The 19,783-nt window shown below is 42.7% G+C and carries 21 protein-coding genes and 1 pseudogene; 13 read left to right on the top strand and 9 right to left on the bottom strand.

Annotation, left to right across the window (positions count from 1 at the left end):
- Positions 1 to 110: 110 nt before the first annotated feature.
- From FW774_RS02015 to FW774_RS02005, 3 genes and pseudogenes are all read right to left on the bottom strand, one after another.
- The gene (locus FW774_RS02015) at positions 111 to 986 is read right to left on the bottom strand and encodes a pirin family protein (protein ID WP_149346484.1); all 876 of its coding nucleotides are present in this window, start codon (positions 984 to 986) and stop codon (positions 111 to 113) included.
- Between the two features lie 140 nt (positions 987 to 1,126).
- Positions 1,127 to 1,243 (bottom strand): annotated as a pseudogene (locus tag FW774_RS02010) (pirin family protein); the annotation flags it as partial.
- Between the two features lie 162 nt (positions 1,244 to 1,405).
- Entirely contained in the window at positions 1,406 to 1,999 is a 594-nt protein-coding gene (locus tag FW774_RS02005) for a Crp/Fnr family transcriptional regulator (RefSeq protein WP_149346483.1), read from the bottom strand.
- 75 nt (positions 2,000 to 2,074) lie between these two features.
- Here FW774_RS02005 and FW774_RS02000 point away from each other — a divergent pair, with 75 nt between their 5' ends.
- Both FW774_RS02000 and FW774_RS01995 read left to right on the top strand, forming a co-directional pair.
- Positions 2,075 to 2,719: an HD domain-containing protein gene (locus tag FW774_RS02000; RefSeq protein ID WP_149346482.1), complete on the top strand. Its 645-nt coding sequence runs from the start codon at positions 2,075 to 2,077 to the stop codon at positions 2,717 to 2,719.
- Positions 2,720 to 2,742: 23 nt separating this feature from the next.
- Positions 2,743 to 2,982: a helix-turn-helix domain-containing protein gene (locus FW774_RS01995; protein ID WP_149346481.1), complete on the top strand. Its 240-nt coding sequence runs from the start codon at positions 2,743 to 2,745 to the stop codon at positions 2,980 to 2,982.
- 7 nt (positions 2,983 to 2,989) lie between these two features.
- Here the strand turns inward: FW774_RS01995 and FW774_RS01990 are convergent, their stop codons facing one another.
- The 3 genes from FW774_RS01990 to FW774_RS01980 all read right to left on the bottom strand — a co-directional run bounded on the left by FW774_RS01990 (position 2,990) and on the right by FW774_RS01980 (position 5,459).
- On the bottom strand, positions 2,990 to 4,810 hold the full coding sequence (locus tag FW774_RS01990; protein WP_149346480.1) for a DUF4153 domain-containing protein: 1,821 nt from the start codon (positions 4,808 to 4,810) through the stop codon (positions 2,990 to 2,992).
- Positions 4,811 to 4,866: 56 nt separating this feature from the next.
- A complete protein-coding gene (locus FW774_RS01985; RefSeq protein ID WP_149346479.1) occupies positions 4,867 to 5,118 on the bottom strand; it encodes a helix-turn-helix domain-containing protein in 252 nt (83 codons plus the stop codon).
- Positions 5,119 to 5,201: 83 nt separating this feature from the next.
- Entirely contained in the window at positions 5,202 to 5,459 is a 258-nt protein-coding gene (locus tag FW774_RS01980; protein WP_149346478.1) for a helix-turn-helix domain-containing protein, read from the bottom strand.
- A gap of 89 nt (positions 5,460 to 5,548) precedes the next feature.
- On the opposite strand from FW774_RS01980, the gene FW774_RS01975 reads away from it, so the two are divergent.
- Positions 5,549 to 5,782, top strand: a complete 234-nt coding sequence (locus tag FW774_RS01975) for a hypothetical protein (RefSeq protein WP_149346477.1) — start codon at positions 5,549 to 5,551, stop codon at positions 5,780 to 5,782.
- A gap of 65 nt (positions 5,783 to 5,847) precedes the next feature.
- Here the strand turns inward: FW774_RS01975 and aat are convergent, their stop codons facing one another.
- A complete protein-coding gene (aat, locus tag FW774_RS01970) occupies positions 5,848 to 6,486 on the bottom strand; it encodes a leucyl/phenylalanyl-tRNA--protein transferase (protein ID WP_149346476.1) in 639 nt (212 codons plus the stop codon).
- A 91-nt stretch (positions 6,487 to 6,577) separates the two neighbouring features.
- Positions 6,578 to 8,092, bottom strand: coding sequence for a Do family serine endopeptidase (locus FW774_RS01965; RefSeq protein ID WP_149346475.1), 1,515 nt, complete (start codon positions 8,090 to 8,092; stop codon positions 6,578 to 6,580).
- Between the two features lie 299 nt (positions 8,093 to 8,391).
- On the opposite strand from FW774_RS01965, the gene dapF reads away from it, so the two are divergent.
- From dapF to FW774_RS01920, 9 genes are all read left to right on the top strand, one after another.
- Positions 8,392 to 9,177 carry a diaminopimelate epimerase gene (dapF, locus tag FW774_RS01960; RefSeq protein WP_187774777.1) on the top strand — a complete coding sequence of 262 codons (786 nt, stop codon included), beginning with the start codon at positions 8,392 to 8,394 and terminating at the stop codon, positions 9,175 to 9,177.
- Between the two features lie 89 nt (positions 9,178 to 9,266).
- Positions 9,267 to 11,051, top strand: a complete 1,785-nt coding sequence (gene aspS / locus FW774_RS01955; RefSeq protein ID WP_149346474.1) for an aspartate--tRNA ligase — start codon at positions 9,267 to 9,269, stop codon at positions 11,049 to 11,051.
- 230 nt (positions 11,052 to 11,281) lie between these two features.
- A complete protein-coding gene (locus FW774_RS01950) occupies positions 11,282 to 12,184 on the top strand; it encodes a DMT family transporter (protein ID WP_149346473.1) in 903 nt (300 codons plus the stop codon).
- A gap of 58 nt (positions 12,185 to 12,242) precedes the next feature.
- Positions 12,243 to 12,434, top strand: coding sequence for a hypothetical protein (locus tag FW774_RS01945; RefSeq protein WP_149346472.1), 192 nt, complete (start codon positions 12,243 to 12,245; stop codon positions 12,432 to 12,434).
- Positions 12,431 to 12,769, top strand: a complete 339-nt coding sequence (locus tag FW774_RS01940) for an addiction module toxin RelE (RefSeq protein WP_149346471.1) — start codon at positions 12,431 to 12,433, stop codon at positions 12,767 to 12,769. The genes FW774_RS01945 and FW774_RS01940 overlap by 4 nt, the downstream gene beginning before the upstream one ends.
- A 542-nt stretch (positions 12,770 to 13,311) precedes the next feature.
- Complete coding sequence (gene nirB, locus FW774_RS01935) at positions 13,312 to 15,828, top strand: nitrite reductase large subunit NirB (RefSeq protein ID WP_149346470.1); 2,517 nt, start codon at positions 13,312 to 13,314, stop codon at positions 15,826 to 15,828.
- Positions 15,829 to 15,863: 35 nt separating this feature from the next.
- Positions 15,864 to 16,247, top strand: coding sequence for a nitrite reductase small subunit NirD (gene nirD, locus FW774_RS01930; protein WP_149346469.1), 384 nt, complete (start codon positions 15,864 to 15,866; stop codon positions 16,245 to 16,247).
- A gap of 36 nt (positions 16,248 to 16,283) precedes the next feature.
- The gene (locus FW774_RS01925) at positions 16,284 to 17,099 is read left to right on the top strand and encodes a formate/nitrite transporter family protein (RefSeq protein ID WP_149346468.1); all 816 of its coding nucleotides are present in this window, start codon (positions 16,284 to 16,286) and stop codon (positions 17,097 to 17,099) included.
- A 34-nt stretch (positions 17,100 to 17,133) separates the two neighbouring features.
- A complete protein-coding gene (locus tag FW774_RS01920; RefSeq protein ID WP_242457673.1) occupies positions 17,134 to 17,544 on the top strand; it encodes a hypothetical protein in 411 nt (136 codons plus the stop codon).
- 56 nt (positions 17,545 to 17,600) lie between these two features.
- Here FW774_RS01920 and FW774_RS01915 read toward each other — a convergent pair whose 3' ends face one another.
- A complete protein-coding gene (locus tag FW774_RS01915) occupies positions 17,601 to 18,302 on the bottom strand; it encodes a Crp/Fnr family transcriptional regulator (RefSeq protein WP_149346467.1) in 702 nt (233 codons plus the stop codon).
- Positions 18,303 to 18,491: 189 nt separating this feature from the next.
- On the opposite strand from FW774_RS01915, the gene FW774_RS01910 reads away from it, so the two are divergent.
- Complete coding sequence (locus FW774_RS01910) at positions 18,492 to 19,682, top strand: ATP-binding protein (protein WP_149346466.1); 1,191 nt, start codon at positions 18,492 to 18,494, stop codon at positions 19,680 to 19,682.
- The last annotated feature ends 101 nt before the right edge of the window (positions 19,683 to 19,783 follow it).

The raw sequence follows: 19,783 nt of genomic DNA, 5'->3' as shown, positions 1-19,783 counted from the left end.
TGGGCCTGTCGAAGGATTAGTTCATTGTGGCTACAACGCTTCCCCCGAGAATTCGGGGGAAGCGTGACTGTAAATTGGTTGGCTTTATTGACTTTTTAAAAACCCTTTTTTTATTCTTCCAGGTAACCAAACTTACCCATATTCACATCGTTAAAAGCCTGCACAATTTCCTCGCGGGTATTCATCACAAAAGGCCCGTGAGCGGCAATTGGCTCGTTAATTGGTTCACCGCTTAAAACCAACACCACAGCATTTTCCAAAGCTTCAATGGTAAATGTTTCACCATCGTTTTTAAATACTACAAAATTATCTGCCGGAGCTTTTTCTTCGCCGTTTACACGGATGCTTCCTTCTATAACCAGCAATGCGGTATTGTAGCCGGCAGGAAATGTAAACGGTACAACGGCTCCCTTATTTAACTTGGCGTTTTGCAAATGAACAGGCGTAAACGTGCTGGCCGTTCCTTTAGCATCCTCGTACTGTCCGGCTATTACTTCAATAACGCCATTGTTACCCGGCAGGGTATATTTATTGATACTTGCATTAGTGATTTCCTGATATTGGGGTTTTGACATTTTATCTTTGGCTGGCAGGTTTACCCAAAGCTGCACCATCTGGAAATCGCCGCCCTGTTTGCTGTATTCTTTTTCATGATATTCTTTATGTAATACGCCCGAGGCTGCTGTCATCCATTGTACATCGCCTTCGGCAATAACGCCGCTGTTACCTGCACTATCATGATGCGCTACTTTACCATGATAAGCAATGGTTACGGTTTCAAATCCGCGGTGAGGATGCACGCTTACGCCCCTGGGTTTATCGGTTGGCGGAAAGTAGAATTTAGAATTATAATCCAGCATGATGAACGGGCTCATGCGTTGCATATTCAACCGGTAGCCGGGAATAAAATTATGTACCCTGAATCCATCGCCAACCATGTGCGGAGCCGGAGGTGTTAAAATCAGTTCAATATTTCTTGTTTTCATTGTCATACGTTTTAATCTATACAAAGATACTTTGCCTTATCTACGGCTACATTGATATATGTTAAGAAATTTCTGCAAACTTACGGCGTTATAAACGCCGGATAATGATGCACTCGTTATTGTAAACGAGCGCAATCCTGACTCATGCGTTGCATATTCAACCCGTAACCTGGAATAAAATTATGTACCCTGAATCCATCGCCAACCATGTGCGGAGCCGGAGGTGTTAAAATCAGTTCAATATTTCTTGTTTTCATTGTCATACGTTTTTAATCTATACAAAAATACGCTGCCTTGACTGCGAAAACATTGATGTATGTTAAGAAATGATGTTTGGTATTGAGTAATGAGTATTGCGTATTGAGATGACATTATTGCTCTCTGTCTTGTCTCTTGATTCTATATTCTTGTTTCCCTCCTCAGTAAGGCTTAAAATTTTTATGTGCAAGCTCTTTGCGCACACGGCTTAATGATTCCGGTGTTATCCCGAGGTATGAAGCAATCATCCATTGTGGTATGCGTAAGGTTAGTTCGGTATATAGTTTAATAAAATCCAGGTATCGCTGTTCTGCCGTAGCGCCAAGCAACAGGCTTACCCGGCTCTGTAAATGACGGATATGATTATGTAAAGCCCTGTTATCATACCGTTGAAAACTCTGGCTGCTACAGGCTGCCGCATCAATAAACTCATTAGTGACCAGGATAAATTCTGTATCTTCTATGGCATCAATAAACAGCTCTGAAGGCTCATTAAAATAATTGCTGCTTCGGTCTGTTATCATCCAGTTTTCGGGAGCAAATTGTATAATATGCTCTTTTCCGGCAGTATCTATGGTATATGAACGTAATAATCCGCTTGAAACAAAGAATGAATGATGGCAAACTTCGCCTTGTCTCAGCAGGATAGTTCCTTTAGCAATTTTTCTGGTTTTAAGTTTACCCGATATGGCTGTAAATTGCTCATCGGTAAGGCCGGCTTTTACCCGCAGATAATCTTTGAATTTTTCTAACATCAGCAATAATTGTACATTAACGAATATAATTGTTTATTCTCTTGCAGGGTAATTAAAACTCATCTTTGTAGCAACATGGATATTATCGACAAAACGGTAGTTTTTGTAAAACAGGAGCTTCAACATGCGGAATCCGGACATGATTGGTGGCATATTCAACGGGTATGGAACAATGCCAGGCATATTGCTTTTTATGAAAAGGTTGATCTACTGGTTGTAGAGCTTGCTGCGCTGTTGCACGATATTGCCGACGGTAAATTTCATGATGGCAACGAAGATATTGGTCCGCAAAAGGCAGGAGAATTTCTGCAAAGTATGGATGTTGATAGCACCATTATCCAGCATGTACAACAGATTATACGTAATATGTCGTTCAAAGCCAGCTTAGGAACGGTTACCTTTCATTCTAAAGAGCTTGAGGTGGTTCAGGATGCCGACCGGCTGGATGCTATGGGCGCTATTGGCATTGCTCGGGCTTTTACCTATGGCGGATATAAAAACAGGGAACTTTATAATCCCGGCATTAAGCCTGATTTGAAAATGAGTAAAGAAGCCTATAAAAGCAGCACGGCGCCGACCATTAATCATTTTTATGAGAAATTATTATTGCTTAAAGACCGCATGAATACCGCAACGGCCAAACTGCTGGCCGAAGAACGTCATCGTTTTATGGAATGTTACCTGGAACAGTTTTATGCCGAGTGGAAAGGTGAAAAGTAAAGTACTAATATCAACTTATTAAAATGGAAACAATAACACTGGAGGACTTTAAAATTAAACTTGGTAAACACCTGAGGCAGTTAAGAAAAGAAGCTAAACTGACCCAAAAGGAATTAGCCTTAAAAATAGGTTATAAAGACAAACAGGTTATAAGTAATTATGAAGTTAATGGAGCAAATCCCACAGCTTACACACTCACGCAACTGGCGGAAGCATTAGGTGCAACTACAGACGACATACTGGATTTTAGCCGGTTAGATTAAATAACGCTCAATTCACAATAACGTACCCTGAGTAAAAGTTAACCGGTTGTTCAGTATCGTATCCATTCAATTGTTCAAACCGTATAATGATTTGCTGATTGCTAAGCTTAAGTGTATCCTGCATCTGGTTTAACGGTACACTAACCTGATTATTCTTACTGTTTTTAATAAGCTGCTTATCAGCAAATAATTTTTTCAATTTTTGAGATGGCTCATAAACTAACTTTGCATCGTTAATACTCACTACCAGATTATAGGATTTTTTGCTGGTATCAACCGCCAGCGAAACGCCTTTACCCTTAAAGCGGGATTCTGTTTTTCCGCCGTTTTCGGCATATATATTCGAATTGAACGTCATCATCAGGCCGGGCTGATTTAACGTTATTTTTCCGGTATTATCGTTACTGAAATATACTAATTCACCTACTGACTTTTCTTCTTTTAGCAGGGTAGGTTCAAGTAATGCCAGCACGCTATCCCGGCTATCATTCTTAGCGTCATAAGTGGTATACGTATATCCCCATTTTGTTTTTTCCTTATTAACTTTTGCATTAAAATGTCTCTCAATGCTATCAATATCAACCTTTACCAGGGGCTGAAGTGACTTTAATCCATGATGGGCGTTGAGGTAATAAGCAATATTCTTAATTTCTTTCCTCCGGTTTTTCGCCTTTTTATTTTCTACAAATCTGGTTAACCTGTTTAATTGCGATTGTTTGGAAACATAAAAGGCGCCTTGCGGCCCGAAGGCCGATAAAACAGATACTATACAAAGCGATATAGGTATGATTTTGATATTCTGCCGGGAAGAAACCAGGAAATAAACGGTAATAATTCCCAGCCAGACGGCAAGCGCCAATAGAAAATAACGTTCTTCGGTAATGCCGTAGTTTTTAACACGTACGCCCACCGCCAGGAATAATAAGATGAGCAGCGGTACAAGCAAAAAGTAAAAGCTCCGGCTATATGTTTTTATCCACTTATTTTCTTCGCGGTTACGTATAGGATAAACCAGCAATAACGATAATATACCAAACACCGCGTAACCTAATATCAGGTTAGATACTAAACCTGCCGGTAACTTCCATTCCAATAAAATTTTAGTTTCATAAGCCAGTAAAATAAGTACGTACACACTGGCTAAAGGAACAAGCACATATTGCGTAAATATTTTCAGGCTTTTCGGATAGGATGTATCCTGTTGCAGGGCGGTAATATCACGGGGCACTCCGGCAAGAAAGAAAGTAGTTTGAAAAATACCGACTATCCAGCACCACAGTATACTGAAAGTATCGCTCCGGAAATCAAAGCCAAATAGAAAATTCATAGAACCAATGGCTGCCGAAAGACCGGCGAACAATACAGTACTATATAATACTCCGGCAAGAAACCGCAGAAAAATGGTTTTATTAAATTGCCAGAAACCAGTAATGGTATCTTTTTTTAAATAACCTGAAAAGGATACCAGTAAATGTGCCGATAGACAAAGGAGTATAAATTGCAGGTAATCCGTTTCCCGTTTTTGCGGATTCAGAATTAATATAAATCCTAAAGCAGCAAAAGCGACCGTAAACTTTAACAGGTTTTTTTGCCGTATGGAATAACCCTTGCTCTCTGCGTATAATCCTGCTGCAAATGTAAGCGCCAGCCCCAAATTGGCCGTCATAATTATCCGAATGCACCAATTGGCAGCAGATATATAATTATCCAACTCTACAAGTGCTGTTGCTGCTATAGTACCCGCTAAAGCGAAAAAAAGCTCGAAAGGAAAACGGCTTATAACCTGTCTTGCCGATTTTGCAAGCTCATGGACAGATGGAAATTTCATACCCTAAATTTCTTTTAAATTTAATGAAATATACCTCATTTCCAATGCATTATATATTAGTACCGTCTTGCCTGATTACCAGCGTCAAAATCAAACATTTCTTTCAATTCAATCTCCAGCGCTTTTGCAATTGCATGTATGTGGCTGATACTTGTATTTATTTCTCCTCTTTCAATTCTCCCTATCTGTTTTAATTCAAAACCTGTTCTTGCAGCTAATTCTTCCTGCGTAACATTTCTCCCTTTCCGCAGTGCGATAATACGCTTGCCTAACTGTTTAATAAAAATATCGTCTCTGTAATATTTCATAAACAAAAGTGGAACAATAATATCCTCATTTCCAATACAAGGGTATTATTGTCATTATTGACTTTAATAAGCCGGGGGTTAAATTAATCTTTAATGTTTGTGCTAATTGGACTGGCTTCTTCGGGCATGAAGTCTTTTGGGCTGCAATTAAACTCTATGGCAATTTTATTTAATTGGTCATAAGTATACATACTTGCCGATTTTGTACTCTCAATTTGCCCAATGTAACCATCTGTAACATCGAGAATCATGGCAATATAGGTTTGAGATTTTTTATATTTTTTTCTCATTTCCCTTACCCTGTCAACAATTGCTAATTCAAATGCCGATTTCTTTGCCATGTACAGTTGCAAGTAGGAAAATTTTTTACTTTTATATTCTTAGTCATAACTAAGAATTATACCTTTGTACAACCGCCCTAAAGAGTATAATGATGGATAGCGAAACCAAAAGACAAACAGCTATTAACACCTTAAAAGATTTCTTTCTTCGCTTTAGCCCGGAAAAAAGTAAAGCAATATTGTGGGAATGTGTAACTATTATGGCGAGTGATAGTTTTGCAAAACAGCCGGAAAGCAAACGATACGAACTGTTAACATTCTATGTATATCTGCTCGAATTGCTTGAGGCCGCTCATGAAATTCAGGCTAAAAAAAAGATGTGATGCTACTGCAGTAAAAATTATTCCTCAGTTCAATTTTCAAGACCTCTGCAACCGGATGCCAATGTTCAATTATCACCTTCGTTTAAAAAACCCATATAAGCTGATGCTGGTATATATTGCGCACCCATACGCTCTAAATGCCCGGTGTAAACCTGGCAGTCTATTAAAGTGTAGTGCCTGTTTTTGCAAAGCCATACCAACGCTGCTTTTGAAGCATTGCTTTGTTTACTGAACATGCTTTCGCCGCAAAATACGGTGTTGATCTCAACGCCGTATAAACCGCCGACCAAATCTGTGTTTTGCCATACCTCAACGGAGTGAGCATAACCTTTTTCATGTAAAGTTATGTAGGCCTGCTGCATGTCGGCAGTTATCCAGGTTCCGTCTTGTCCCTGCCTGGATACAGCGGCACATTGCCTGATCACATCGGCAAAAGCCTGGTTAAATGTTATCCGGAAAATATTAGATCGCATTACTTTCTTCATGCTTTTACTGACCTTTACCTTATCTGGAAACAGCACAAAACGCTGGTGCGGAGCGTACCAGAGTATAGGTGTATTGTCAGCATACCACGGAAAAATGCCCTTGCGATAGGCAGAAAGTAGCCGTTCGGTCGATAAATCGCCGCCTACGGCCAGCAGACCATCATCTTCGGCCAGAGCCGGATCGGGAAGATCACTGTCTTTATCGAGCAGGAAGATCATGTTTAACGAATATAGTCTTTAGCCATTAAAAAATTAAGGGGGCCAACTTTTTAAGTGCAGCCCCCTTATCACTATGGGATATATTCAATTATCAGTTATCTATCTGGAAATTATAGGCAACCTTAGAGCCATCCGGCGCTATGCCGTTAACACGCATCATATCACCCCGCATATCAGATATAGCAGCGTCTATATCGTCAACTTTATTAACGGGTTTACCATTGATGGAAGTAATGATAGTTCCACGTGGAATTTCAATCTGGTCAAAAAATCCGCCGGGACGTACTTCCGAAACAACCACACCTGCATTAATATGGTACCGTTGTTTTTGAGCTGAGCTTAACGGAGCAAAGCTTGCACCGAGCTTGTTGTATACTTCTTCTGAGCTGCGGCCCGAGGTTCCGGCTAATTGCGATTCACTTTCGCTTTTCAATGTAATATTTACCGTACGCTCTTTACCATCGTGCAGATAAGTAATGTTAATTTTATCACCGGGACGCAAACGTGCTACACGTTCCTGGAGATCAGACGAAGCATAGATCTTGTTACCATCTACTTTGGTAATGATATCACCTTTTTTCAGTCCGGCAGCTTCGGCACCGCTACCCGGTACTATCTGGTTGACATATAAACCGTTGATTTCGGTTACACCCAATTGTTTAGCCCGGTCGGCATCCAGCTCGCTGAAGCTAACACCGATATAACCACGTTTTACAGTACCATATTTCATGAAATCATCCAGCACTTTTTTGGCCAGGTTAATGGGGATGGCAAAGCCATAACCTTCGTAATTACCGCTTTGCGAAGCAATAGCCGCATTAATACCGATCAGCTCGCCATTGGTATTGACCAAAGCGCCACCACTGTTACCACGGTTTATAGCGGCATCGGTTTGAATAAACGATTCAATAGCGGTATTGACCTGCGGGCCGCTTCGGCGTTGGTACGGATTTGATTCAGACTGGCCTAAAATACCGATCTGGCGACCTTTGGCACTGATGATACCGGCGGTTACCGTAGTATTTAAGGTAAACGGATAACCAACTGCCAATACCCATTCGCCTACACGAACATTGTCTGAGTTACCGAATTTTACAACCGGCAGCTTAGTAGCCGAAACCTTTATTAAGGCAAGGTCGGTATTCGGGTCGCGGCCGATAACCTTAGCTTTAAATGTACGCTTATCGGTAAGAACTACGCTGATATCCGTAGCATCTTCCACAACGTGGTTGTTAGTTACAATATAACCATCGTCAGAAATAATTACCCCCGAACCAGAAGCCATAACAGGTGTTGCCTGACGGCGGCGGCCACCGAAAAAGTCGTTAAACATGTCATCAAACGGGTCGCCCGCACCGTTGCCCTGCTGTCCTTTGTATGTTGTTTTAATGTGCACCACAGCCGGCGTTACGGCCGCGGCCGCCTGGGTAAAATCCAGCTGCCCCGTTGACGATGTAATGCTCTGGGGATTGTTGGTAAAATAAACCTTTTGTTTTTCTTCTAAACTGGCAGTGTCGGCGTATTTATTCTCCACAAGCTTATACGCCCCCACAGCAACTGCACCGCCAACAAATGCGGTTAAAAGAGTTATTGCTATCTTTTTCATATTAATAAATTATTTTTTTTAATGTGCGAAGCCCGGAAACTTCGATTTGAGAGGAATAACCATCTTCATCTCCGTTTTCCTGCTAACCCGCATTGATTTACTATCAATTTAAGCCCTTGTCCGGATTACGTATTCAAATTTAATACCACTTCAGGCCTTTCTGCAACTTTGAACCCGGTATTTTATGTTAAAAATTGTTAAACCATTATACTTTAAAGCAACAACCAGCTTTTATTAATCCATTATGACAGGCAATTCAATACTTATTGTCAAATTTGCAGGTAAATATCCCCATACGAATGAAATTAGATTTTTACAAATACCAGGGTGCAGGCAACGATTTTGTTTTAGTTGATAACAGAAACGCACACTACGATATCTTTAGCCCCGATACTGTTGCCCGTATCTGTAACCGGCATTTTGGTGTCGGAGCGGATGGTTTAATGCTGTTGCAAGCTAAGGCCGGCTATGATTTCGAAATGATCTATTATAATGCCGATGGTCGCCCGGGCAGCATGTGCGGTAATGGCGGGCGTTGTATTGTAGCCTTCGCACACGATTTGAAGCTGATTCCTAACGAAACGAACTTTTTGGCAGTTGACGGGCCGCATTATGCCAAAATTTCAGAAGATGGCGAGCGTATCAGTCTGAAAATGATAGAAGTAGCGCAGGTAAATCGCGACGGCGAAGCGTATGTGCTCAATACCGGTTCGCCGCATTATGTACTGTTAACCAAAGATCTTCAGCAAAAAGATGTTTATCACGATGGATATGCCATCCGCAATAACAAAACGTATAAGCAAGAAGGCATCAACGTAAATTTTGTAGAAGATTTTGGCGATCACTACTTCGTACGCACCTTTGAACGCGGCGTAGAAGATGAAACATACGCCTGTGGAACCGGCGTTACAGCCGTTGCTATGGCTATGGCCATAGAAAAAGGATTGACGGGCAATATCAGTACACCTATACGGGTGTTAGGCGGCAACCTTAATATCCGTTTTCACTTTGACGGGCAGCGTTTTTCAGACGTATTTCTGGAAGGACCGGCTAAGTTTGTGTTTAGGGGTGAAGTAGAGCTGTAATAAATAACAAAGCTGGCTTTCCTTTAGATTTAAACCGGTTAACATCTCTCAAAAAATTATACTTTTGCACTTCAGCAGAAAAAAGGATTATGTTAAGAACACATACTTGCGGCGAGTTAAACCGGAATGACATTGGTAAAGAAGTTACTTTAACAGGTTGGGTACAAAAATCGCGTGACCTTGGCGGCATGACATTTATTGATGTCCGCGACCGTTACGGCATTACCCAGCTTACCTTCAATACCGACGATGACGAAAGCCTCCGCAGTAAAGCACGTGAATTAGGCCGTGAATTTGTCATTCAGGTTACCGGAAAGGTCATTGAGCGTTCCAACAAAAATCCTAAGCTGCCTACCGGCGAAATTGAGATCAAGGTTTCAGCGTTACAGGTGCTGAATGCGGCCAAGCTCCCTCCCTTTTTAATAGAAGATGAAACCGATGGCGGCGACGACCTGCGCATGAAATACCGTTATCTTGACCTGCGCCGTAACCCGGTGCGGAACAACCTGGTGCTTCGCCATAAAATGGCGCAGGAAGTACGTAAATATCTTGACGGACAGAATTTCCTGGAAGTAGAAACCCCGGTTCTGATTAAATCTACACCCGAAGGCGCCCGCGACTTTGTAGTGCCCAGCCGCATGAACCCCGGCGAATTTTATGCCTTGCCGCAATCGCCGCAAACGTTCAAACAACTGCTGATGGTGTCCGGCTTTGACCGCTATTTCCAGATAGTAAAATGCTTCCGCGATGAAGACCTGCGTGCCGACCGTCAGCCGGAATTTACACAGATAGACTGCGAAATGGCATTTATTGAGCAGGAAGATATCCTGAACCTGTTTGAGGGATTAATTAAGCACCTGTTCAAAGCCGTTAAAAATATCGATTTAGGCGAAGTTCCACGCATGAGCTATGCCGATGCCATGCGGCTGTATGGTTCAGACAAACCCGATATCCGTTTCGGAATGCAGTTTGTAGAGCTGAAAAACGCTTCGCTATCTAATGATAAAGCGCCAGCAACCTGGAAAGGCTCCGGCGAACTTTCGTTCCCGGTGTTTGAAAATGCTGATGTAGTTGTGGGTATTAACGCCAAAGGATGCGCACATTATACCCGTAAACAGTTAGACGAGCTGACCGATTTTGTAAAGCGGCCGCAGATTGGCGCCACTGGGTTAATCTATATGCGTCACAACGAAGACGGCTCGCTGAAATCATCGGTAGACAAATTCTTTACCCCGGATGATCTGCAAAAATGGAGCGAGGCATTCCAATCCGCTCCCGGCGATCTGATCCTGGTAATGGCTGGCACCGGTGATAAGGTGCGTAAACAACTGAATGAGCTGCGCCTGGAAATGGGTAACCGCTTAGGCTTACGAGATAAAGATACCTTCGCACCGCTTTGGGTTGTTGATTTTCCGCTGCTGGAATGGGATGAAGAAACCGGCCGCTATCACGCCATGCACCATCCGTTTACATCGCCCAAGCCGGAAGATATCGCCCTGCTGGATACTAATCCCGGCAACGTACGGGCCAACGCGTACGACATGGTGCTGAACGGCACCGAAATTGGCGGAGGCTCTATCCGGATACACAATCGCGAACTGCAATCGCTCATGTTTAAACATCTTGGCTTTACTCCCGAAGAAGCCCAAAATCAGTTCGGGTTTTTACTGGATGCCTTTGAATACGGCGCTCCACCGCACGGAGGTATTGCCTTCGGCTTCGACCGCCTGTGTTCGCTGTTTGCCGGTTTAGACAGCATTCGCGATGTGATCGCTTTCCCGAAAAACAATTCAGGCCGTGATGTGATGATCGATTCGCCATCAACCATCTCTAACGAACAACTGGATGAGCTGAAGATAAAAACGGCTTTGTAAAATAGCATTTAGCATTTTTACGATGAGATAATTGAAGGTATCTCAAAAACCAACTATGGTCATTCTGAGCTTGTCGAAGGATTGATTTTTATCATGGCTACAGACGCTCCCTCCGAGACTTCGGGGTCAGCGTGACTGTAAGTTTGAAACGCCTTCTTTAACTTTTATCGTCAGTCGTTATATTTATTCTTTCGGCCACTGCTAATGATACAGTAGCTAAATTGCTTACTATGGTTTCAACCCGCGAAAATACCAAAGCCTACCTGGCGCTTGCAGTGGTCTGCATCGTATGGGGAACAACTTATTTCGCCATGTGGATTGGGGTAACCACTTTTCCTCCGCTGCTGTTCTCGGGAATCCGTCACTCCACGGCAGGCGTACTGCTTATTGTCTACTTGTATATAAGTGGAAAGCTCAGCACTCTTACCAAAATAAACCTGGTACGGCAGGCTGTTCCCGGCGTACTCATGATTGCATTGGGTAATGGTGTAATGGGATGGAGCGAGCGTTATATTCCAAGCGGGTTAGCGGCGCTTATTACCTCCGTAATGCCGGTTTATGTAACGCTCATCAATTTCGCGGCCAACAAAAACAGAACCTTACCGAATAAGCACGTATTGCTGGGATTGCTTTTAGGATGTATTGGCATTGTACTTATATTTCGTGATAACCTGAAAGATTTGAATAACCAGGATTATTTTACAGGAATTGTGGTCGCTTTTCTGGCTTGCCTGGCCTGGGCGTTTGGTAACATATATACCAAATTTAAACCTACCACTACCCCCGCATTGGTCAACGCAGCTATTCAGTTGTGCTCCGGAGGTTTTTTCCTGGTCATTATGGGCTTGCTTTTTGATGATCTTAACGAGATACATCACGTAAGCGCAAGCAGCTGGTATGCGCTTATCTATTTAATTATAATCGGTTCGTTATTTACCTATACTTGTTTTTTATATGCGCTTGAGCGACTACCGGTAACACTGGTTTCCATTTATGCCTATATCAACCCCTTTATTGCATTATTGCTCGGAGCCCTGTTTTTGAACGAGCGTATGACCTGGGTTACCTGGCTGGCATTAATAGTTACGTTAAGCGGTGTTTACTGGATAAATAAGGGATATAAAAAGCACTGAATCACAGCCTTATTCACCCTCAAAATTTATTGTTTATATTTGTGTAAATATTATAGCTATGGCTACCTTAACTGTTCAAATTGCCGACAAGGACAAAGACTTACTATTGCAAATTTTAAAAAGATTCAATGCAAAAGTATTGGGTAATGATACACCAGATATCAATGCTGAGTTAGCTGAAGCCTTAAAAGAAGTTAAATTAATACGGCAGGGAAAACGAAAGGGTTTAACCTTGAAAGATATGAAATGAAAAACAGCATATCTTACACTACCATATTTTATAAACGATTAAAAATATATAAGAGAAAACACCGCTCCTTAGTTGCCGATTTAGAAGCCTTAGAAAAAGAACTCCTTGAAAATCCTACCTTGGGAATTAGTCTCGGAAATAATTTATATAAAATTAGATTAGCTGTTGAAAGCAAGGGAAAAGGAAAAAGTGGAGGATACCGTATTATCACCTACCTTATAGATGAGCATAAAACAGGTACAATAGTTAATATGCTTATTCTTTATGATAAGTCTGAAGAAAGTAGCATTGACAAAGAGAACTTACTGCGATTGGTAAGAATATTATTCTCATAAATTACTTTTTGCCTTTATCCCGCTAAAATTTAAAGTTTATTAGCTTTTTATTGCAAATCGCACTAAAATCCAGTTTTGTTTTTGGCTTTTTGCAATAACCGCTCATTCTTCTTTGTGAAACCTTTCAATTTTCTAACACTTTCATAAAAAGCTTGAATTTTTCAATGAAACAATAGACGTTTTTTCAATAAAAAGTGAAATTATTCCATATTTCTATCAAAAAAATCCATAAATAAAATATTTATCGTTAAAAATTTGACAATTGAAAGCATTTTTTGCTATTAAAAATTGATAAATACATTTTTCAGGTATATTTTTTATCAAAATTTCATAAAAATTATGATTTAAATCATAAAATAATTGATTTATTATGATAATTTTATGTTATTTGAATTGTTAATACAATAAAAATGGCGATTATATATTTATTTGTTGTATTTATTATAAAATCTATAAAAAAATAATATTTTATATCTGATTATTTAATATAAAATATTAAAACCATTAAAAATTAAATTATAACTGGCAAAATTTTAGAAGAAATGACAGAAGAAAGCAAAACATCCGTAGTTGTTATAGGAAATGGAATGGTTAGTCACAAATTTTGCGAAAAATTAATAGCAAAATCATCTTCTTTTGATATTGTAGTTTTTGGCGAGGAAAAAAGACGAGCCTATGACCGCGTTCATCTGAGTGAGTATTTTAATGGAAAGAACGCTGATGATTTATCACTCTGTTCCGCAAACTGGTATGCCGATAATAACATTACGCTGCACCTTAACGATCCGGTTACAGAAATAGATCGCATCTATAAAACCGTACAATCCAGCAAGGGACTTATTGTAGATTACGATTACCTGGTGCTGGCTACCGGCTCCTCGCCGTTTGTGCCCGATATTCCCGGAATAAACAAAGAAGGCGTTTTCGTCTATCGCACCATCGACGATCTGGATTTGATAGCCGCTTATGCTACAAAAGCACAATCGGGTGCGGTAATGGGCGGAGGTTTACTCGGCCTTGAAGCAGCTAAAGCCCTCATAGATTTAGGCATCACCGAAACCCATGTCATAGAATATGCACCACGCTTAATGCCCCGCCAGATAGACAGCGCCGGAAGCAACATTCTGCAATCCAAGCTAAAAGAGCTCGGCTTAACAACACATCTCAACAAAAGCACAACAGCCATAGCAGGCGATGAACGCATCGAAGCATTAACATTCAACGACGACACTCAATTGCCCGTAGATATGCTGGTTATTTCGGCAGGCATCCGCCCGCGTGACGAGCTGGCCAGACAAGCAGGACTTGAGGTTGGCCCCCGTGGCGGCATCGTGGTCAATGATACCATGCAGACCAGCGATCCATCGGTTTTTGCCATTGGCGAGTGTGCGCTGCACAACAACATGATCTATGGCCTGATTGCACCCGGATACGAAATGGCAGAAATTGTTGCTGCTAACCTGTGTGGCCAGGCAAAGGCTTTCGCCGGATTTGACATGAGCACCAAGCTGAAACTGATTGGTGTAGACGTAGCCAGCTATGGCGACGCGTTTATAACTGAACCCGAATGCCGGACCATTAGCTTTGAAGATACGCACAAAGGGACTTACAAACGTATCAACATCAGTAATGATGGCAAATACCTGCTTGGAGGTATTTTAGTTGGCGATGCCTCGGCCTATAACATGCTGCTGCAAACCGTTAATAATAAAATAGTGCTGCCGCCTGATCCCGAAGAGTTGGTAATAGGCGCCCGTAACAGATCGGCACAGGCAGAAGGTTCCGGCGTTGCCGCCCTGCCCGACGATGCGTTGATCTGTAGCTGCGAAAGTGTGAATAAAGGAACCATTTGCAGCGCTGTAACAGAGCATCATTGTGAGTCTGTGGATGCCATAAAGAAATGCACGAAAGCCGGTACAGGCTGCGGAGGCTGTATGCCAATGATCAAGGATTTGATGGTGCACACCATGAAGCAAAACGGGAAATATATCCGTAACGTAGTGTGCGAGCATTTTAATTTCAGCCGGCAGGAACTGTACGATCTTATTAAGATACACCATATCCGCTCATACGATGAGGCGCTCGACCACCTGGGCAAAGGCGACGGCTGTGAAGTATGCAAACCGTTGGTATCATCGCTGCTGGCCAGCTTGTGGAACGACATGATCCTGAAAAAGGGCAACGACACCGCCCAGGACAGCAATGACCGTTTTCTGGCTAACATCCAGAAAGGTGGCACGTATTCTGTTGTTCCGCGGATACCGGGCGGCGAGATTACCCCGCAAAAACTCATGGTGATTGGCCGCGTAGCCGAGAAATACAACCTGTACACTAAGATAACCGGCGGCCAGCGCATTGATATGTTTGGCGCTCACTTGAGTGATTTACCGCTGATTTGGGAAGAGCTAATTGCTGCCGGATTTGAAAGCGGACACGCGTATGGAAAGGCCTTGCGTACGGTTAAGAGCTGTGTAGGCAGCACCTGGTGCCGGTTTGGTTTGCACGATAGCGTGAGCTTTGCCATACAAATAGAAGAACGCTATCGCGGATTGCGGGCGCCGCACAAAATTAAATCCGCCGTAAGCGGCTGCATCCGTGAATGTGCCGAGGCCCAAAGCAAGGATTTCGGCATCATAGCCACAGAAAAAGGCTGGAACCTGTACGTATGCGGCAATGGCGGCAGCAAGCCACAGCATGCCTTATTACTTGCCGCTGATATCGACAGCGAAACCTGCATCCGGTACATCGACCGTTTCCTGATGTTCTACATCCGCACCGCCGACCCGCTTACACGTACCGCAACCTGGCTCAATAAAATGGATGGCGGTATGGATTACCTGCGTAACGTGGTAATAAACGATAGCCTGGGTATGGCCGGGCAATGGGAAGAAGAAATGCAGGAACTGGTAAATGCGTATCAATGTGAATGGAAGGTAGCGGTAGAAACTCCCGAAATCCGGAAACGCTTTACCCATTTTGTAAACGCACCGGGCGAAAAAGATCCGAGTGTAGCATTTAATGAAATGCGTAACCAGAAAGTAGCTGCCGACTGGAAATAGCTTAACAGAATAATCAACCCTTAAATAACACAGATATGGAAACAACACACTGGATTGCCGCCTGCCACGTAAACGATGTGGTTGAAAACGGCGGCGTTTGCGTAAAGCATGGCGACCAGCAAATCGCCTTGTTCTATTTCACCCGTCGTAACGAGTGGTATGCTACACAAAACGAATGTCCGCACCGTAAACAGATGGCGTTAAGCCGTGGTATGATTGGCTCCGTGGCCGGAGAGCCGAAGATTGCCTGTCCGTTTCATAAAAAAACATTTTCGCTGGCTACCGGCCAGTGCCTTAGCGGCGATGAATGCGCCATACAAACCTATCCCGTAAAGGTAGAGGATAATTTAGTATACATCGGCTTAACTACCGGCCAGATAAACGGTCAGTCGCAGCCTGTGCTGGCAACCGGCGCTTAATATTCACATTGTAAACACTTATTAAACAATATCATTATGGATTATGTATCACCAAAAGAAGTAGCCAGCGCCATGATGGGCGCAGCTCTTAACAAGGCTTCTTTATCTGTAAAAGATTTATTAATTCGGGGCAGTATGTCGGGGGCACTGCTGGCTATTTCCGTAACGCTGGCGTTTCTGGCTGTAGCACAAACCAACATCAGCATGGCGGGAGCCGTTGTATTCCCTGTTGGCTTCGTCATTATCGTTATTTTAGGCCTGGAGCTGGTAACCGGAAGCTTTTCGCTGGTTCCGCTGGCCTTCCTGGAGAAGAAAATTTCTGCCGGAACCATGCTGAAAAACCTGTTCTGGGTATTTACCGGGAACCTGATCGGAAGTTTGTTATTTGCTTTCCTGTACTGGGCGGCTGCCTCAGAATTTGGCTCGTCCGGAACATTGGGAGCTATTGAAAAAACCATTGTAGCCGTAGCCGAAAAAAAGACCATCGCCTATGCCAGTCATGGAGGGGCGGGCCTGCTTACAGCTTTTGTTAAAGCTATTCTGTGTAACTGGATGGTCTGTATGGGCGTAGTAATGGCCATGACATCCAAATCTACCCTGGGCAAAATATTGGCTGCCGGTATCCCGATTTTCATTTTCTTCGCATTAGGCTATGAGCACGCCGTGGTCAATATGTTTGTCATTCCTGCCGGGATGATGTTTGGCGCCCACGTTACCATAGCCGACTGGTGGCTGGATAATCAGCTGATTGTAACACTGGGCAACATCATTGGCGGCCTGTTATTTACCGGGATGGCTATTTATTACACCTATGGAAAAAGTGAAGATGTAACTGCCTCTGCCGCACAATGATTTTTCTGATAACAATTAAATAAAAACAAACCTTATGACACGTAAACACTATGCTGCCCTGTACGGCGGCCTTGTACTCTGCATGCTTAATTTTTCGGCAAAAGCGCAAACACCAGATGCCGGCAGAGTAAAACCTGTATTATTTGATGGCGTTCTGGTAGCCGGTTACGCTGACGATGGCGCCTTTGTAAATTGTACAGGCCCGGGCGTGAAATTCAATAAAAAACCTTTTAGTCTGTTGGTGGGCTTACTTCCCTCGTTAAAGATTAAAGAGGATAAGGTAACCGCAGGAACAAAGAACGCTACGATAACCCCAACGCTGGGCTTCGGGCTTACGGCTGTGTACAAACACCTGGCCATACAATTGCCTTTTTATTACTTGAGCAAAACCGCGGCAAAAGACGGCAAGTGGATTGCCGGCGCCGGAATTGGCTATAAGTTTTAATAAAGTTTGATGAAGGAGACCCGCTGTTCTGGTTCAGGCAGCGGGATTTTTATTTGTTACCCTGCCGATTCATTATCCAGTGTCAGGTTAACAAGTTTGCCGTTATCTGTAATACGTATTCTTTTTCCGGCTATCGCAATAAGCTTATCGAACGTAAATTCATTTAATGTTCTGAAAACAGTTTCGTAGGCAGCTCCCGTAAAAGCAGCCAGATCCTGCCGGCTTAGCTCAATATCAATAAAGCCAGCGGTATCCATCCCGAAAAGCTCTCTTAAATGAAGCAAGGCCAGCGCCAGACGGCCCTTTACGGACATAAGGGCCAGGTTACGCATCCGTTTTTCAGATTCCTGTAGTTCATCAGCGTAAAACAGCATCAGGTTAAGCATCAGCTCAGGATTCACCTTGAGGCTCGCCATGAAAAAATCAATATCCACAAAGCAAACTGAGCTGTTTTCAAGGGCCGTTGCTGATATCGGATAAACCATGTTACGGGTACTAATGCCCCGGTGACCCACAATAGCTCCGTTATGAGCAAAACGAACGATCAGCTCCCGGTCGCCCCATTTTTTATGAACTTTTACCTTACCGCTGTACACAAAATATACACCGGTTACAGGGTCGCCTTCGGTAATGAACTGCTCGCCCTTCTTTACCAGGAAATTCTTTTTGTGCGCATCAATTGCGAACTTCCACTCCTTAGCGGCCAGCCTGCACATAAAGCAACTTTGAAGATTGCAACCGGTTTTATCTGTTTTCATGAGCGCTATTCATACTGAACGTATCTATTCATTTGCCGGATTGCAAGTTAAACATTGATGCCGAAATACGGTATAGTATCCAGGAGTAAATTAAAAGCTGAAAACCAATAGCGAATAATACTATTAAACCACACATTGCTCTTTGTAAAAAACAATTTATAACCATATTTGCTCTTTACAAAGAACAAAATGGAAACTCTTGCAGCAAAATTCTATAAAAAGCGGGACCGTGTGCCAGTTGATTTTAAACGATATTTACATCAGAAAATAGACTGGAACGACAGGCTGATCGGTATTAAAGGCGCAAGAGGAGCAGGTAAAACAACGTTGTTGCTTCAATATATCGCTTTACAGCTCCCGCAGGATCATCAAACCTTATATGCCAGCTTAGACGATCTGTATTTTACAGAGAACAGGCTGGCTGATCTGGCCGATGCATTTGTTAAGCAGGGTGGCCGCTTTCTGTTGCTGGACGAAGTTCACCGCTACAGCAACTGGTCGCAGGAACTAAAGAATATTTATGATGACCATCCTGATCTGCATGTTGTATTTACCGGCTCGTCAATTATACACCTGGATAAGGCTAAAGGCGACCTGAGCAGAAGAGCTGTAATGTATGAATTGTTTGGCCTCTCCTTCCGGGAATACCTTGAACTGGTTACAAAAAGATCTCTTGATGCTATTACTCTTGAACATTTACTTGAAGATCACGTCAACCATGCCCGTAATATTGTTAAGATATTGCGCCCGTTTGAGCATTTTAAAAATTATCTCCAATACGGCTATTATCCCTATTTTATAGAAAACAACGCTACTTATCCGTTAAAACTGGCCGAAACCATTTCGCTGGCCTTATCAGCAGATCTTCCGGCTTCGCATGACATCAGCTATGCCAGCATCGAAAAGATCCGCCTGTTATTACATATCATCGCCGAATCTGTTCCGTTCAAGCCAAATATATCTAAGCTAAGCGAACGTACGGGAGTTACACGTAACTCGCTGGTAAATTACCTGCATTACCTGGAAGACCTCCGGGTTATTCGTGGCTTGCATAACGCTGTTAAAGACATCGGCTTACTGCAAAAGCCTGAAAAAATATACCTGCATCATCCCAATTTATACATCGCCCTGGCAGATACAAACAGCAATATTGGAAATATGCGTGAAAGCTTTTTTATTAACCAGGTTGCTGTGGTAAAGCCGGTAAGCTATATACAGGACAGTGATTTCAGGATAGCTGATACTGTATTCGAAATAGGTGGTAAAGATAAATCTTCAAAACAAATCAGGCACCTGGATAAAGCATACGTCGTAGCCGATGATATAGAGATCGGCTATCAGCAAAAAATTCCGTTATGGCTGTTTGGATTTTTGTATTAAGCTTATGAAAGATCTGTTATGAGCAGTTATGCATCCGGCATTACGGAACTGTCTGAACCGATAATGTGCTGGCATTGCTTTTCAAATAATAATCAGGCAAA

Source organism: Pedobacter sp. BS3, assembly GCF_008274585.1.
GTDB lineage: Bacteria > Bacteroidota > Bacteroidia > Sphingobacteriales > Sphingobacteriaceae > Hufsiella_A.
This window is presented reverse-complemented; position numbering and strand designations above follow the sequence as displayed.